This window comes from Alphaproteobacteria bacterium (assembly GCA_020638555.1).
Lineage (GTDB): Bacteria > Pseudomonadota > Alphaproteobacteria > Bin95 > Bin95 > JACKII01.
The window spans coordinates 33,931-49,066 of record JACKII010000005.1 but is presented as its reverse complement, the minus strand read 5'-3'; the positions used below and the strand labels follow the sequence as shown (position 1 = coordinate 49,066).

The window sequence follows — 15,136 nt, the reverse complement described above, 5'->3', positions numbered from 1 at the left end:
TGGGCGGCGTCACGACCGCCGCAACAGCAAGCCGATGATGAGGCCGGCCCCGAGGGCGGCGGCCAGACTGACCAGCGGCTTTTCGGCAATGGTGGAACGGGCGCGGGTGACGGCCTCGTCGAACTCTTCCCCGGCGGCGTCCTTGAGGCGGTCGGCTTCGGCCCTGGCCTGCCGCGCCGCGGCCCTGGCCCGGTTCCGGACCGAGGCGGATTCCGATTCCGCCAGCCCGGCCAGCGTCTCCGTCAGCTTCCGGACGTCGTCCTTCAGGCTCTCGAAATCCTTCTTCAAGTCGTCGTAGGACGCATCCCCATCACTCGCCTTGCCGGTGGGACCAGCCATGCTGTCTCTCCTTGAACGGGATCATGCAATCGATGGACTTTCTCCAAGATAATGTGAGCCGGGTACGATTTCCAGCATGCCCCGCGCGAGGGCGCGGCCGCCGCGCCCTGCAGTGCCGGCTGGGCCTTTGCAATCCGGTATCGCACGCGCCATGATGCAGCCCCCATCGCCCGCGCAGAGGAAATTACCCCCATGGATGTTCGCGCAGCCGTCGCCTTCGAAGCCGGCAAGCCCCTGGAAGTGGTTGAAGTCCAGTTGGAAGGCCCGAAGGCGGGCGAGGTGCTGGTGGAGGTGAAGGCCACCGGTGTCTGCCACACCGACGAATTCACCCTCTCCGGCGCCGATCCGGAAGGCGCTTTCCCGGCCATTCTGGGCCATGAGGGAGCGGGCATCGTGCGCGAGGTCGGGCCGGGCGTGACCAGCGTGCGGCCGGGCGACCATGTCATTCCGCTCTACACGCCGGAATGCCGCGAGTGCAAAAGCTGCCTGCATCCGAAGACCAATCTCTGCACCGCCATCCGCGCCACCCAGGGCCAGGGCCTGATGCCGGACGGCACCAGCCGCTTCTCCTACAAGGGCGAAAAGGTGCTGCACTATATGGGCTGCTCCACCTTCGCCAACTACACCGTGCTGCCGGAGATTGCGGTGGCGAAGGTGCGCGACGACGCGCCCTTCGACAAGATCTGCTATATCGGCTGCGGCGTGACCACCGGCATCGGCGCGGTGATGTTCACGGCCAAGGTGGCGCCGAACACGAATTGCGTGGTGTTCGGGCTGGGCGGCATCGGCCTCAACGTGATCCAGGGGCTGAAAATGGTCGGCGCGCGCCAGATCATCGGCGTCGATACCAACCCGGCCAAGGTGGAGATGGCGCGCAAGTTCGGCATGACCGACTTCGTCAACCCGAAGGAGCATGCGGACGTGGTCGGCCATCTGGTCGAGCTGACCGGCGGCGGCGCCGATTTCACCTTCGAATGCATCGGCAATGTCGCGACCATGCGCCAGGCGCTGGAAGCGTGCCATCGCGGCTGGGGCGAGAGCATCATCATCGGCGTGGCGCCGGCCGGCGCCGAGATTTCCACCCGGCCGTTCCAACTGGTGACCGGGCGGTCCTGGCGCGGCACGGCGTTCGGCGGCGCGCGCGGGCGCACGGACGTGCCGAAAATCGTCGACATGTATATGGAAGGCCGCATCAATATCGACGACCTGATCACCCACACCCTGCCGCTCGACAAGATCAACGACGCCTTCGACCTGATGCACAGGGGCGAATCGATCCGCAGCGTCGTGCTGTACTGATCGACCGGCGGAACGGAGGCGAAGGCCATGTTGATTCATCTGATCGCCCTTGCGGTGGCAACCTTGCCGAGCGCGGCCCTGGCCCATCACCTGATGGACGGGGCGACGCCGGGCTCGATCTGGCAGGGGTTTTCCTCGGGCGTGGGCCATCCGGTGATCGGGCTGGACCATCTGGCCTTTGTCGCCGCCATGGCCTTGCTGGCGCTCCGCACCGCGGCGCCGCGCCTGATGCCGCTGGCATTCGTGGCGATGACGGTTGCGGGAACCGGCCTGCATCTGGCCGGCATTTCCCTGCCCGGAAGCGAGGCGGTGATCGCGCTCAGCGTGGTCGCGGTCGGCGTGCTGGCGATTGCCGGCATGCGCCTGCCGGTGCCGGCGGCGGCGCTGCTGTTCGGTGTCGCCGGGCTGTTCCACGGCTATGCCTATGGGGAATCGATCGTCGGCGCCGAGCCCTCGCCGCTGATCGCCTATCTGATCGGCTTTGCGGCCATGCAGACGGCCATTGCCTGGGGCATCCAGATCGTCGCCGACGGGTCTCCGCGGGTGGCGGACTGGATGCGGGTGGCCGGCGGCATCGCCACCGGCGTCGGCGTGATGGCCCTGGCGGGCTGAAGCCCGTCATGGCGCTGGCGGGCTGAGTCCCGCCGGGGCGCGGCCGGAGGCTTTGCGGCGCCCGATCCGTCAGGCGGCCGGTTTCTCGGCGGTGACGATGTGCGCGGCGATCGGCATGACGATCTCGCCGGACGGCTGCACATAACGGGAAAGCGCCGCCTCGCAGGCGCCGGCCAGCCGCTCCATGGCGGCCTCGTCCATGGTCTCGGCCAGGGGCGAGCCCTTGACTTCGATCCGCACGAGTTCGCCCACCGAGGCAAAGCGGATCTGGCCGCGTTCCAGCGCGATCCGCGCGGGGGCAATGCCGGCGTCCGCCACGCGTTTTTCCATCTTGCCCCGGTCGCCCAGCACGAACGGCGCGGCGAAGACGCTGGCCGCCTCGGCGGTGACATGCTGGATCGCGACATCCACCAGGGTCTGATAGCCCGGCGCCTCGTCGACCGAGGCCCAGACCGCCACGGCGAGACGGCCGCCGGGCGCCAGCACCCGCCACATCTCGGCGAGCGCGCCGATCCGGTCCGGGACATACATCAGGCCGAACTGGCTGACGACCCGGGTGAAGCCCGCGTCGTCGAACGGCAATTCCGTCGCGTTGCCCCGCTGCCAGTCGACCCGCGGCTCCAGTCGGCGGGCGACCGCCAGCATGGCGGGATTGATGTCGAGACCGGTCACGGCCCCTGCCGGGCCGACCCGGTCGACCATATGGCGGGCCAGCGCGCCCGTGCCGCACGCCACGTCCAGCACCCGGTCTCCGGGGCCGACGCCGGCGGCTTTCGCCATCACAGGCGCCCACGCGCCGAAGATCGCGGGCACGAAGCTGCGTTCGTAGACCTCGGCGGCTTCGCTCGACACCTGCCAGGACTCTGTTTCCGTCATACTAACCTCCTAGCATTGGCCCCACGAATCTCTAGCATATTGCCATCGCAAATGCAGCCACAGCGAGGTCGGGCCATGGCCGGTCACCAACTTTCCTCCTCTCCCGCGACCTGTCACTGGGGCTATTTCGCCCCCGACCTGACGCCGGTGCTGGAGGTCGCGTCCGGCGATACGGTGGTGATCGAGACCGTCTCCGGTGCGCCCTCGGTGCTGCCGCAAGGGCCCGAATGGGATGTCCTGCCGGAGCATGCCGCGATCCACGCCCAATGCCCCTTGCCGCTTGGCAATGGCCATATCCTGACCGGGCCGGTGGCGGTCAAGACCGCGCAGCCGGGCGACGTGCTGCAGGTGGATATCGAGCGCATCGACCTGCGCACCAACTGGGGCTGGAACATCATCCGCCCGCTGGCCGGCGCCCTGCCGGAGGATTTCCACGAAACGACGCTGCTGCACATTCCTCTGGACAAGGACAAGCGCATCGCCAACCTGCCCTGGGGCACGGACCTGGCGCTGGCGCCGTTTTTCGGCGTCATGGGCGTCGCGCCGCCCGGCGAATGGGGCATGGTCACCTCGATCGTGCCGCGGGCGATGGGCGGCAACATGGATTGCAAGGAATTGGGCGAGGGCGCGACGCTCTACCTGCCGGTGTTTCAGCCGGGCGCGCTGTTCTCCGCCGGCGACGGCCACGCCTTGCAGGGCGATGGCGAGGTCAACGTCACCGCCATCGAAACCAGCCTGACGGGCCATTTCCGCCTGACCGTGCGCAAGGACATGCACCTGTTCATGCCCATGGCCGAGACCGCGACGCATTTCCTGACCTTCGGCATCGACCCGGACCTGGACCAGGCCGCCAAGCAGGCGCTGCGGGCGATGATCGACTTCATCTGCGAGCGCAAGAACCTGACGCGCGAACAGGCCTACGCCCTGTGCTCGATCACGTGCGACCTGCGCATCAGCCAGATCGTCAACCAGCACAAGGGCGTGCACGCCATGCTGCCGAAAGAGGCGCTGTAGGTGGCGGACACCCTTCGCCTCGCCATTGTCACCGACATTCACCACGGCGCCCCGAAGCTGACCAAGCGGGGCGACCGGGCGCTCGCCCTGCTGGACGAATTCCTGGCCTTCTGCGCCGGTTACGGCCCGGACATGATCGTGGAACTCGGCGACCGCATCAGCGACCGGGACCGCGAGACCGACCGGCGCCTGCTGGCGGAAGTGGCCGCCAAATTCCAGGGCCTGAACACGCCCCGCGCCCATCTGGACGGCAACCATGACAGCGACTTCCTGCTGTCGGAGGACAACGCCGCCGCCCTGGGCACGAGCGGCCATGCCAGCCGCGACCTGAACGGGTACCATCTGGTGTTCTGGAACGCCTGCACCAAAATCCCCCGGCCGGAGCCGTTCCGCGCCAGCGCGGCCGATCTGGACTGGCTGGCGGCGGACCTGGCCGCCACCGATCTGCCCACCGTCGTCTTCAGCCATGTGCCGGTGAGCGGCGCCAGCATGGTCGGCAATTACTGGTTCCAGAACAAGCCGCAGCACGCGACCTATCCGAATGCGGCGGAGGCGCGGGCGATCATCGCGGCCAGCGAGCGCGTTGTGCTCTGCGTCGCCGGGCATGTGCACTGGAACTCGCTGCACCGGGCGGATGGCGTGCCGCACATCACCATCCAGTCCCTGACCGAGAGTTTCACCACCGGCGGCGAGCCGGCGGCCGCCTGGGCGACGCTGGAACTGGGCGGGGGCGAGATCCGCTGGCGGACTTTCGGCCTCGACCCGATCCGCATGGCCCTGCCGCTGCGCCGCTTCGGCGAGCGCTGGGCCGAGCCCCTGCCGCCGCCGTCCTAGGGCGAGATCTTTTTCCCGCTGGCTCACCAGCCCATCCTCCCTGTCCTCGCGGAAGCGGGGACCCATGCCTGAGAAGCCAATACAGAGTCCGTGTCCTGTGAGACGCTCTCAGGCATGGGCTCCCGCTTGCGCGGGAGATGGGGCAGGAGAGTAGCTCAACCAGTGCCGAAAATAATATGGTGGGGGAAGCCGCAATTTTCCGGTCGGCGTGTGAATTCGATCACCATAAAAAGCCATTTTTCTTTGTATTTTCGTGTTGCTCGTCAAGTGGACGGGGATATTGTGGAGGAATGGACATGATCCGGGGAATATTTCTGGCAGTCGCCACCTCTGGTTTTTTGCTTTCGACGACGGCGGTGAGCGCCCGGCCGGATGGCTGGGGGCCGCCGATCCTCAACGGGGTGCGGCTCAACGGCTTTAAATGGAACGGTTGGCGCTACAACGGCACGCAATGGAATGGGTTTCGCTACAACGGCTATCGCTGGAACGCCGTGGCGGCCCATGCGCCGAATGCGGTGCCTCGCGCCGGTGCGGCGACACGGCTCGTCGCAAAAGGTGGCAAGCTGGTCCTGGTCACCGACTGACCGTCCATGACAGGCGGGATGCGGCCCGGACAGCCGCCCCGCTTGGGTTCCAGGCCCGCTTGGGTTCCAGGAAGGAGGCCGCTATGACACGCACCGGCATGCTCGCCATGGCCGTTGTCGGCCTGTTGGCAACCGCCGCCGCACCGGCCCATGCCGGCTGGGGGTGTCGCGATTGCAGCTTCAAAAACGGGGTCCGGTTGAACGGCATTCGCTGGCACGTCCAGACAGTCCAGGGCCAGACGGTCCAGGACCAGGAGTTTAAGGGCCAGGAGTTTAAGGGCCAGGGGGCGAACCGAGCCCGCGAAGCGGGTGCGTCCGCGCCATTGCAGGCCAAGGGCGGCAAGCTCGTCCTGGTGCCGCGCTGAGCTCGGCCGAACGGTGAGGGGCCGCCTGGGCGCCATCGTCTGTACCCTCTCTGCCGCGTCGGCCGCGCTTGCCGCGCCGGTCGGGGCGGGCGCGGGGGCAGGGGAAACGGTGGTCGACCGGAGCATGGTCGGCCTCGTCATCGAAGGCGCCGTGGGGCAGGGGCCGCGCCGGGTGCTGCGCATCGGCGCCGTGCGGCAGGACCCGGACAGCGACGGGCTGCTCTATCAGATCGCCGATGCGGACAGCGGCCGGCCGCTTTGCGGTCGCGGCGCCGATGGGAGCCCGGTCGAAGCCCTGCCGCTCGCCGGGTCCTGGGACGCGCGCATGGACTGGCACGCCGACGGCCTTACCTTCGCCTGCACCGACGGCGTGCTGGCGAAATGCGTGCGCTGGGGCTATCGGCCCTGGGCCGAGCGGCCCGGCGTGGACATGCGCGCGCTCTACCAGACCTGCCTGCGCATGGTGCGGGCCGACTATTGCGGCGACGGCGTCCCGCACACCGAGGAAGGCACGCCGATCAATCTCTGGGACATTGCCGGCATCCAGACCCGCGACCCGGCCCCCGGCATGACGTTCGAAGCCGCCTGGGGACCGGAGGGCGCGCTCGCCATTGCCCGCACCCGCTGGCCGCGGGACCTGGCCTATGTCCGCGCCCACTGTCCGGACCGGCTGGAGCAAGCCGGCGCCTCGGGCGAGGGGGCCCTGATCCGGAACGAGTCCCTCCCCCGGTAACCCGCCCCTTCAACAAATCGGCGAGTTGTGATGTAGGTTACTTCCTCCCGATCGTTAACGATTTATATGCGTATGCAGCAAATGGGTCGTTAAGGGTTATGAGGAGTTCCGCCGATGCAAGGATTGAAGCTCACCAGCGCCATCGCCGCCATCGCCGCCATCGCCCTGGTCGCACTGACGGCCGCCGCCCCGATTGCTGCCAACGCCGCCGACCCGTCCCGGGACGGTGGGCAGAAACTGCGGTGGGACGCCATCGCCGCCGAAGGCCAGCGGTTCCAGGAACAGCGCCAGCATCAGGCGACGCCGGTCCAGGTTGCGAAGGCGCGCAATTTCATGGCCATGGCCGCGGCGGCGCGCGAAGCCCGGTAGGGCCGACCGCGGAGCGATTGACCCAGGGCCGCAAGGATGGCGTAGTGCGGGCTCTCGACCGGAGAGCCCGCTTTCGTTTGGAACCGCTGCCATGCACGACCTTCTCATCCGAAACGCCACGCTGATCGACGGCACCGGCGCCGACCGGCGCACCGCCGACGTGGCTGTCAACGGCGATACCATCACGGCCGTGGGCCGCGATCTGGGCGTCGGCCGGCGCACGGTCGAGGCGGACGGGCTGCTGCTGACACCCGGCTGGGTCGACATCCACACCCATTACGACGGCCAGGCCACCTGGGACCCGTATATGACGCCGTCCTCCTATCACGGCGTGACGACCGCGGTGTTCGGCAATTGCGGCGTCGGCTTCGCGCCGGTGCGCCGCGGCAGCGAGCGCTATCTCATCAACCTGATGGAAGGCGTCGAGGACATTCCGGAATCGGTGCTCTCCGAAGGGCTGGATTTCACCTGGGAAAGCTTTCCCGACTATCTCGACACCCTGGCGGCCATGCCGCGGGTCATGGATGTGGGCGCGCAGATGCCCCATGCCGCGCTCCGCTTCTATGTCATGGGCGAGCGTGGCGCCGACCATGCCGAAACCCCGACCGAGGCGGAAATCGCCGAAATGGGCCGCCTGCTGGAGGAGGCGCTGGCCGCCGGCGCCCTGGGCTTCACCACCTCGCGCACGGTCAAGCACCGGGCCAAGGACGGGCGGGCGACGCCGACGCTTTCCGCCGCCGAGCCGGAACTGGCCGGTCTCGCGCTGGCGATGAAACGGGCCGGCAAGGGCGTGATCGAGGTCAACAGCGATTTCGGCGCCGGCGATTTCGCCATCCTGCGCCAGGCCGCCGAGCTGGCGGGGCGGCCGCTGTCGGTGCTATTGTTGCAGGTGGACAACGCCCCGGACCTCTGGCGCGAGACCCTGGCGGAGATCGAGCAGGCCAACCGCGACGGCCTGCACGTCACGGGCCAGGTCGGCTCGCGCTTCATCGGCATGATGATGGGGCTGGAGACGACGGTGAACCCGTTCGCCAGCCACCCGGCCTGGAAGGCAATGGCAGCGCTGGCGCCGCGGGAGCGTTACGCCCGCCTCGCCGCCGACGCGGACCTGCGCCGCGCCCTGTGGCGGGACCGGCCGGACAATGCGCACATCCGCTGGATCGCCACCGCGCTGGAGCGGACCTTCCCCCTCGGCCCCGACCTGAACTACGAGCCGGCGCCGGCGGACGCGGTGGCGGCCAAGGCGCGGGCGGCCGGGCGCGACCCGTTCGACCTGGCGCTGGAATGCATGCTGGCCCAGGACGGCAAGGGGCTGCTGATCCATCCGTTCGAGAACTACACCGCCGGCAATCTCGACAATGTCCGCACCATGCTCAGCCATCCGAATTGCGTTGCCGGGCTGGCGGATGCCGGGGCGCATGTGGGCGTGATCGCCGACCATTCCTCAGCGACGACGCTGCTGACGCTCTGGGGCCGCGACCGCACCCGCGGCGAGCGCCTGCCGCTGGAATTCCTGGTGCGCAAGCAGACATTGGACACCGCCCGCGCCTATGGCTTCACCGACCGGGGCGTGGTGGCGCCGGGCCTGCGCGCGGACCTGAACCTGATCGATTTCGACCGGCTGCGCGTGCGCCCGCCGGAAGTGCTCTACGACCTGCCCGCCGGCGGCAAGCGGCTGGTGCAGCGGGCCGACGGCTACCGCCACACCTTCTGTGCCGGCGTCGAGACGCTCTGCGACGGCGAGTTCACCGGCGCGCTGCCGGGCGGGCTGATCCGCGCCTGACGGCGACGGACCAGGGCGCGGCGGTGCCGGCGGCTGGAGCGGGTTCTTTTCCCGCTGGCTCACCGCCTCATCTTCCCTGTCCCCGCGGAAGCAGGGACCCATGCCTGAGAGACCAATACAAAGTCCGTGTCCTGTGAGAAGCTCTCAGGCATGGGCTCCCGCTTGCGCGGGAGATGGGGCGGGAGAGGGGGTCAATCCGTGCCGAAAGCACTCTATCGCCGCGTCGCCGTCTGCATCGCGTTGCGGATCGCCGGCGGCATGCCCCAGCTGAAATTCTCCAGGATCTCGGCAAGCAGGCGGCGGTGGATGTCCGGCTCCAGCGAGGCGCCGCCCGGCGGCAGCCGCCGGCTCACCTCCACCAGCAGCCGGTGGATTTCGGCCACGTTGTGGTATTCGGGCCAGGCTTGCTCGGCGGCGGCAAACGCCTCGCGCGCGGCCGGAATGTCGTTGGCGAGCAGCGCCTCGAAGCCCCGGCGTTCCAGGTCGGACGCGTCGGCCTCGCCCGGCACCAGCTTGGCAATGGTCTGCCCGCGCGAGGCGAAATAGGCTTCCTGCTGCGGGTTCGACATCTCCCGAACGGTGGAGACCGGCGGGCGGGCGGCTGGCTCGGTGAGGGGCGGCGCGGTCGTGGGCCTGCCGCCGGTGCCGGAGGCGGGCGGGTGGCCGCCATCGCCGCCGGCCGCCGACAGGGTCTCGGCATAGGCCTGGGCCTCGTTGAACTCGTTGCGCAGCGCCCGGCGGTAGCTGGTCAGATCGACGCCGATCTTGTCGGACACGTCGAGCGATTCCCAGTACTGGACGAAGCGCAACCGCTCGTCCAGCGAGCCGCGGGTGGCGAGGTCCACGTATTTGTCGAGGAATTCCCGCAGGTTGCGCTCGCGCTCGATTTCCAACTGGCCTTGCTGATAGGCGGTGGTCGCCAGGAAGGTCGCCAGCGCTAGCGCACCGCCGCCGAACAGCCAGCGGATCGCTTCTTTCACCAGATCGTTCATCGGCCCATCCCTCCTCTTGAGCGAAACGCGGCCCCCGCCTCAGTCGTCCGGCCCCCAATAGCCGCGATAAATGCCGCGGCTCTGGGTGCTTTTCTCGCCGGCGGTGGCCAGGATGCGGGCGTCGGTGCGGGTGACGCGCAGCTTGCGATGGCGGAACCAGCGGAACAGGCGCTCGCGCATCTCGGCCATCACCGCGGCATGGGCCGGGTCGGCGCCCAGGTCGGTCTGTTCGACGGGATCGGCGTCCAGGTCGAACAATTGCGCCGGAAACCCTTCCCAGAACAGGTATTTGTAGCGCCGGGTCCGCACCATGTAGCCCTTGGCCTCCGCCGGCGCCACGCCGAGAGCGGCGCGGGCGTCGCGCATGGAATAGTCGATCTCCGAGAAGGCCGCGTCCTTCCGCGCCGCCGCGTCGCCGCCGAACAGCAGCGGCTGCAACGAGGCGCCTTCCAGCCAGTGCAGGGCCGGCGCGCCGCCGACCGCCTCGACGAAGGTGGGCACCAGGTCGACCCCCTCGACCGGCGCCGCCAGATGCCGGCCGCGGCTCGCGTCCGCTTCCGGCCGCGGGTCGTAGACGATCAGGGGGATGCGCACGCTTTCCTCGTGCAGCAATTCCTTTTCGCCCAGATAATGGTCGCCCAGATAATCGCCATGGTCGCTGGTGAAGACGATCATGGTCGTCTCGAACAGGCCCCGCTCCTCCAGGAAGGCCCAGAGCCGGCCCAACTGGTCGTCGATCTCCTTCACCAGGCCCATATAGGCCGGGATCACGTGCTCCCGCACTTCCGGCCGGGCGAAGGTTTCGCTGTCGCCGTGCTGCATGAAGGCGGCATGGACCGGGTGCGGGCGCTCGCGCTCGGCTTCGCCCTGGTTCAGCGGCAACAGGTGCTGTTTGCCGTAGAGATTGTGATAGGGCGCCGGCGCCACATAGGGCCAGTGCGGCTTGATGTAGGAGAGGTGAATGCACCAGGGTTGGTCGCCCTGTTCGGCGATGCAGTCCATGGCGCGGCCGGTCATGTAGGCGGTCTCCGAATGCTCCGCCTTCACGCGGGCCGGCAGATGCGCCCATTTCATGTGCCAGCCGGAGAGCACCTCGCCGTCCGGCCCCTCCGCCGCATTGGCGAAGTCGTGCCAGGGGTTGGGGCTGTCATAGCCGTGGCCGCGCAGCCAGACATTGTAGCGAAGATTGGGGTCGAAGGCCTCGTTCGGGTGCAGGCCGTCGTCGCGCTCGAACGGTTCGAAGCCGCATTGGGAGAGCAGAACGCCCAGCTCGCCCTTCGGGTCGATGCCCAGGCGCTGCATGTCCTCGCGGTTGGCGGCCATGTGGGTCTTGCCCACCAGCAGCGTGCGCAGGCCGAGCGGGCGCAGATGGTCGCCCAGAGTCATCTCGTCCACCCGGGGCGGGAAGTTGTTGTAGCCGGAGCCGAGCGTGAACGGATAGCGGCCGGTGTAGAACGACATGCGCGACGGCCCGCAGATCGGCGCCTGGCAATAGGCCCGGTCGAACACCGCGCCGCGGGCGGCCAGGGCGTCGATGTTCGGCGTTTGCAGGTGCGGGTGGCCGGTGCAGGAGAGATAATCCCACCGCAACTGGTCGCACATGATGAACAGGATGTTCTTGACGGCGGACATGGGCGGCTTCCCCGGCTTCGGCTTTTCTTGCTGGCCGTTCAGGCTACTCGCAATTGCCGGCGGCCGGAAGGGCGCGGCCGCGGGTGGCCGGCCAGCAACGCGTTGTCGATCCGTCGCTTAAGGACTAAGCTATTCCCCGTATGGGATGGTGGTCGAACAGGGAGACGGGTAGCAATGGCGTTTCGGGTTCCAACCGGCGGCTTTCGACTGCCCGCCGCGGACATGCACCCGCCGGTGATGGCGATTGGCGACAGTCTCTACAACGGCATGCGGTCCGCCACGATCAATGGCGAGTATGCGGCCCGCAGCATCCCCGCCATGGTGGCCAAGGCGGTTGCGCCGGACCATCCGTTCCGCTGGCCGCGCTATCCGGAATCCCTGCTGATCAATGTCGAGGAGACGCTGCGCCGCGTCAGCCTGCTGAATTTCCGCCGGGCGTTGCAGCGCACGCTGGAATTCGCGCTCTCCAGCGCCAATCGGTATGCTCGTTGTGATTACGCCCTGCGCGAGCCGGTGTTGGCATGGGACAATCTGGCGATTTCGGGCGCCGAAGTGGAGCATCTGACCGACTGGTCCTATGATCGCTGGAACCGGGAGGTGTTGCGCATCATGCCCCGGTTGGATGGGGTCGGCTCGATTGGCGACCTCAGCAGTCTTGGCGACGATCTGCTGCAGTTACATCTGGGTCTGAACGCCCGCTTCCTGCTCAACCCCGGCAACGAACGGGCACTGGACCCGTTGACGCCTATGGATTGGGTGGTGCTGCGCCAGCCGCGGATGTTGCTGATTAGCATCGGCGCCAATCATGGCCTGATTGATATCACCCTGTCCGGCTCGGAAGCGGGGGGCCGGCAGCGGCCACGTCCGGGCGTCTCCGAGCGAAAAAATGGGCTGCGCTCGCTGTGGGACTGGGCCAGGGATATGGGGACTTTTGCCGAAACGCTGACGGCGTTGCCGGCGGCCACGGAGGAAATCTATATCAACACCGTACCTTTGCCTTCCACTGTGCCGAACCTGACCTATCCGACCACTCTGGATACGTTTCTCAAAGTGGATTTGCGTCAGAGCGAGGACGACTATTTCCCGCTCTATGAAAACCGCCTGGGTGGTCTGTCCGACTATGCCCAATTCACCGGTGCCGAGGTGCGAGAACTCGACCAGGAAGTATTGGCGATAAACGAGGCGATGATTGCCAATGTCCGGCGGGTGTTCGACGCCGCTGGTGATTCCAGGGCGCGTTTTTTCCGTGTGGACCAGACGCTGAAGCGATATGACGGCAAGCATGTCGATGCCTTGAAGGTTCGGCAACGGCGCCCGAGGATCGACCTAGAAAAGGACGATCACGCCTATTCCAACGAGGCCTTTGTTATCGCGGACACGTGGCTGGGGAATTGGCTGCGCGACGGCGGCGTCGGCAGCCTCGACAACCACCATCCCTCCGGGCTCGGCTACGCGGTGTTCGCGCGGGAACTGCTGGAATTCATGCAGGCATCCGGCGTGGCGGTCGATCCTGGCCGGCAGGTGATCTCGGAACATGGCGACCGCGTGCTGTTGGATCCGCCGGACGCCTATCAGACGCTGTTCAGCGTTCTCTACAAGGTGCGCCGGCACAAGGCTGGCTTGCCGTTGCAGCCGCGCCGGGACGAGGCTCTCGGACTTCGTGGCACTGCCGCCGCCAGCACCGCGGCGCCCCCACTGCCGCTGGACGCGGAGGAAGAGCAGGCCGCGCCGCTCGCCGCCTATATGAGCGCGGTTCTCGGCAAGGGCCGCTAGTGCGTTTTCGGCACGGGTTGGCCCACTTTCCTGCCCCATCTCCCGCGCAAGCGGGAGCCCATGCCTGAGAGCTTCTCACAGGATACGGACTCCGTATTGGTCTCTCAGGCATGGGTCCCCGCCTCCGCGAGGACAGGGAAGATGGGCTGGTGAGCCGGCTGGAAAAGACTCCGCTCCAGGCGTCAGGGGCGGTTTCCGTTCGCCACGGCTCTTGCAAACCGCCCTTTCTGATTGATTTGGCGCAATGATCTCACTGCGCTTGAAATTGCTCTATCGCCCCCGCCGCACCCGCTCGCGATGGGCGATGTAGAGGCCGGAGGACATGATGACGGCCGCGCCGATCAGGGTCCAGTGGTCCGGGAAGGTGGCGAACAGCACATAGCCGAACGCGGTCGCGCCCACCAATTGGCCATAGCTGAACGGCGCGATCACCGCGGCGGGGCCGCGCTGGAAGGCCATGGTGAAGAAATAATGCCCCAGGGCCGCGAACAGGCCCAGCCCGCACATCAACGCGATGTCCAGCGGCTCGGTCGGGGTTTGCCAGCTGGTATAGGCCAGCGGCGCCGCCGCCACCGTGCCCACCACCGTCGCGACGGTGGCCGACGTCTCGGCGTTTTCCTCGCCGGCGTATTTGCGGGTCAGCAGGGCATAAAAGGTGCTGCATGTGGTGCTGGCGACGAAGAACAGGATATAGGGGTTGGTCTCGCCCATGCCCGGCCGGATCACCACCAGCGCCCCGATAAAGCCGACGCCCACCGCCAGCCAGCGCCTGAGGCCGACGCTCTCGCCCAGGAACGGCACCGACAGCGCCGTGATCCAGAGCGGGCTGGTGATGCTGATGGTCGCCGCCAGCGACAGGTCGGCGTGCGCCAGCCCCTGAAAATACAGGGCGGAGGAGCCGAACAACAGCAGCCCGCGCAGGGTCTGGATGCCCAGATGGCGCGGCCGGAACAGGCGCATGCGGTGGCGCGGGAAAAAGATCAGCACCATCACCACCAGCGAGCCGATATAGCGCGCCCACACCACCTGGCGCATGTCGAAGCCGGCGGCCGACAGCAATTTGGCGGACGCATTCAGTGTCGAAAAACAGAGGACGGCCAGACACATCAACAGGATGCCTTGCAGCACCCTGTCCTTGGGCGGAGCGGCGATGGGCATGGACTAGGTGTCGCCCCGGGTGGTCGGTTCCGGGTCCGGCAGGCGGTGGGTCTCGAACACCTTGATCTGCGTCAGCGCAAAGACGAAGGTCAGGCCCATCAGGCCCCAGACCTTGAACAGCACCCAGGTATCGGTGTCCTGGGTGCGCCAGACGACCTCGTTCAGAACGGCCATGGCGGCAAAGAACAGGCCGAAGCGCAGGCTCAGCTTGCGGAAGCCGTCGTCGTCGATCGGCCAGACCTTGCCCAGCACGTATTTCAGCATCGGCTTGTCGAACAGCAGCCCGCCCAGCAGGATGACCGCAAACAGCGCCTGCACGATGGTGGGTTTCAGCTTGATGAAGGTCTCGTCGTGCAGCCAGAGCGTCAGGCCGCCGAACACGCCGACCACCACCGCCGTCACCACGGCCATGGCCGGAATGGTCCGGCGCACGAGCCACGAGGCGACCAGCGCGATCAGGGTTGCCACCATCAGCGCGCCGGTGGCGGGGATCAGGCCCCAGACGAAATAGGCGATGAAAAACACCAGCAGCGGGCCGTAGTCCGTCGCCGGGCCGATCCATTTCGGGTCTTCGCGCGTCATCGCCAATCTTTCGCTGCGGTAGGAACCGCTCGGATGTAAGGGCTTTGGACCATAAACCCTATGCTGCGGAAAGCCGCGACCGGTTGCAACGGCAGATTGTTGCGGTCCCGGCGGCCTTCGCCCTTGCCCCGGCCGGCGATCTCGCCTTTCATTTCCGGCAACAGCAGACGGAAACATTCCGCGGAGGATAC

At 67.4% G+C, this 15,136-nt stretch carries 16 protein-coding genes; 10 read left to right on the top strand and 6 right to left on the bottom strand.

Going from position 1 to position 15,136, the window contains the following annotated elements; translation table 11 throughout:
- Nucleotides 1-9 precede the first annotated feature (9 nt).
- Nucleotides 10-339 carry a DUF883 family protein gene (locus H6844_16520; GenBank protein MCB9931008.1) on the bottom strand — a complete coding sequence of 110 codons (330 nt, stop codon included), beginning with the start codon at nt 337-339 and terminating at the stop codon, nt 10-12.
- A gap of 192 nt (nt 340-531) precedes the next feature.
- Between H6844_16520 and H6844_16515 the strand changes: the two genes are divergently transcribed.
- Both H6844_16515 and H6844_16510 read left to right on the top strand, forming a co-directional pair.
- A complete protein-coding gene (locus H6844_16515; protein MCB9931007.1) occupies nt 532-1,638 on the top strand; it encodes an S-(hydroxymethyl)glutathione dehydrogenase/class III alcohol dehydrogenase in 1,107 nt (368 codons plus the stop codon).
- A gap of 27 nt (nt 1,639-1,665) precedes the next feature.
- Entirely contained in the window at nt 1,666-2,250 is a 585-nt protein-coding gene (locus H6844_16510; protein ID MCB9931006.1) for a HupE/UreJ family protein, read from the top strand.
- A 69-nt stretch (nt 2,251-2,319) separates the two neighbouring features.
- On the opposite strand, the gene H6844_16505 is transcribed toward H6844_16510, so the two are convergent.
- On the bottom strand, nt 2,320-3,126 hold the full coding sequence (locus tag H6844_16505) for a class I SAM-dependent methyltransferase (protein MCB9931005.1): 807 nt from the start codon (nt 3,124-3,126) through the stop codon (nt 2,320-2,322).
- A 75-nt stretch (nt 3,127-3,201) separates the two neighbouring features.
- Here H6844_16505 and H6844_16500 point away from each other — a divergent pair, with 75 nt between their 5' ends.
- The 7 genes from H6844_16500 to H6844_16470 all read left to right on the top strand — a co-directional run bounded on the left by H6844_16500 (nt 3,202) and on the right by H6844_16470 (nt 8,808).
- Nucleotides 3,202-4,140, top strand: coding sequence for an acetamidase/formamidase family protein (locus tag H6844_16500; protein MCB9931004.1), 939 nt, complete (start codon nt 3,202-3,204; stop codon nt 4,138-4,140).
- Complete coding sequence (locus tag H6844_16495; protein MCB9931003.1) at nt 4,141-4,974, top strand: metallophosphoesterase; 834 nt, start codon at nt 4,141-4,143, stop codon at nt 4,972-4,974.
- Between the two features lie 290 nt (nt 4,975-5,264).
- Nucleotides 5,265-5,558, top strand: a complete 294-nt coding sequence (locus H6844_16490) for a hypothetical protein (GenBank protein ID MCB9931002.1) — start codon at nt 5,265-5,267, stop codon at nt 5,556-5,558.
- A gap of 83 nt (nt 5,559-5,641) precedes the next feature.
- Nucleotides 5,642-5,923: a hypothetical protein gene (locus tag H6844_16485; GenBank protein ID MCB9931001.1), complete on the top strand. Its 282-nt coding sequence runs from the start codon at nt 5,642-5,644 to the stop codon at nt 5,921-5,923.
- Nucleotides 5,924-6,032: 109 nt separating this feature from the next.
- Complete coding sequence (locus H6844_16480; GenBank protein ID MCB9931000.1) at nt 6,033-6,656, top strand: hypothetical protein; 624 nt, start codon at nt 6,033-6,035, stop codon at nt 6,654-6,656.
- 114 nt (nt 6,657-6,770) lie between these two features.
- Nucleotides 6,771-7,025, top strand: a complete 255-nt coding sequence (locus tag H6844_16475) for a hypothetical protein (protein ID MCB9930999.1) — start codon at nt 6,771-6,773, stop codon at nt 7,023-7,025.
- A 91-nt stretch (nt 7,026-7,116) separates the two neighbouring features.
- Nucleotides 7,117-8,808, top strand: coding sequence for an amidohydrolase family protein (locus tag H6844_16470; protein MCB9930998.1), 1,692 nt, complete (start codon nt 7,117-7,119; stop codon nt 8,806-8,808).
- A gap of 212 nt (nt 8,809-9,020) precedes the next feature.
- On the opposite strand, the gene H6844_16465 is transcribed toward H6844_16470, so the two are convergent.
- Both H6844_16465 and H6844_16460 read right to left on the bottom strand, forming a co-directional pair.
- Nucleotides 9,021-9,800, bottom strand: coding sequence for a hypothetical protein (locus H6844_16465; protein ID MCB9930997.1), 780 nt, complete (start codon nt 9,798-9,800; stop codon nt 9,021-9,023).
- A gap of 39 nt (nt 9,801-9,839) precedes the next feature.
- Nucleotides 9,840-11,432: a sulfatase-like hydrolase/transferase gene (locus H6844_16460; protein MCB9930996.1), complete on the bottom strand. Its 1,593-nt coding sequence runs from the start codon at nt 11,430-11,432 to the stop codon at nt 9,840-9,842.
- Between the two features lie 174 nt (nt 11,433-11,606).
- Here H6844_16460 and H6844_16455 point away from each other — a divergent pair, with 174 nt between their 5' ends.
- On the top strand, nt 11,607-13,205 hold the full coding sequence (locus H6844_16455) for a hypothetical protein (GenBank protein ID MCB9930995.1): 1,599 nt from the start codon (nt 11,607-11,609) through the stop codon (nt 13,203-13,205).
- Between the two features lie 270 nt (nt 13,206-13,475).
- On the opposite strand, the gene H6844_16450 is transcribed toward H6844_16455, so the two are convergent.
- Together H6844_16450 and H6844_16445 are read right to left on the bottom strand one after the other, a co-directional pair.
- Nucleotides 13,476-14,363, bottom strand: a complete 888-nt coding sequence (locus H6844_16450; protein ID MCB9930994.1) for a DMT family transporter — start codon at nt 14,361-14,363, stop codon at nt 13,476-13,478.
- Nucleotides 14,364-14,366: 3 nt separating this feature from the next.
- A complete protein-coding gene (locus H6844_16445; GenBank protein MCB9930993.1) occupies nt 14,367-14,945 on the bottom strand; it encodes a septation protein A in 579 nt (192 codons plus the stop codon).
- Nucleotides 14,946-15,136: the final 191 nt, after the last annotated feature.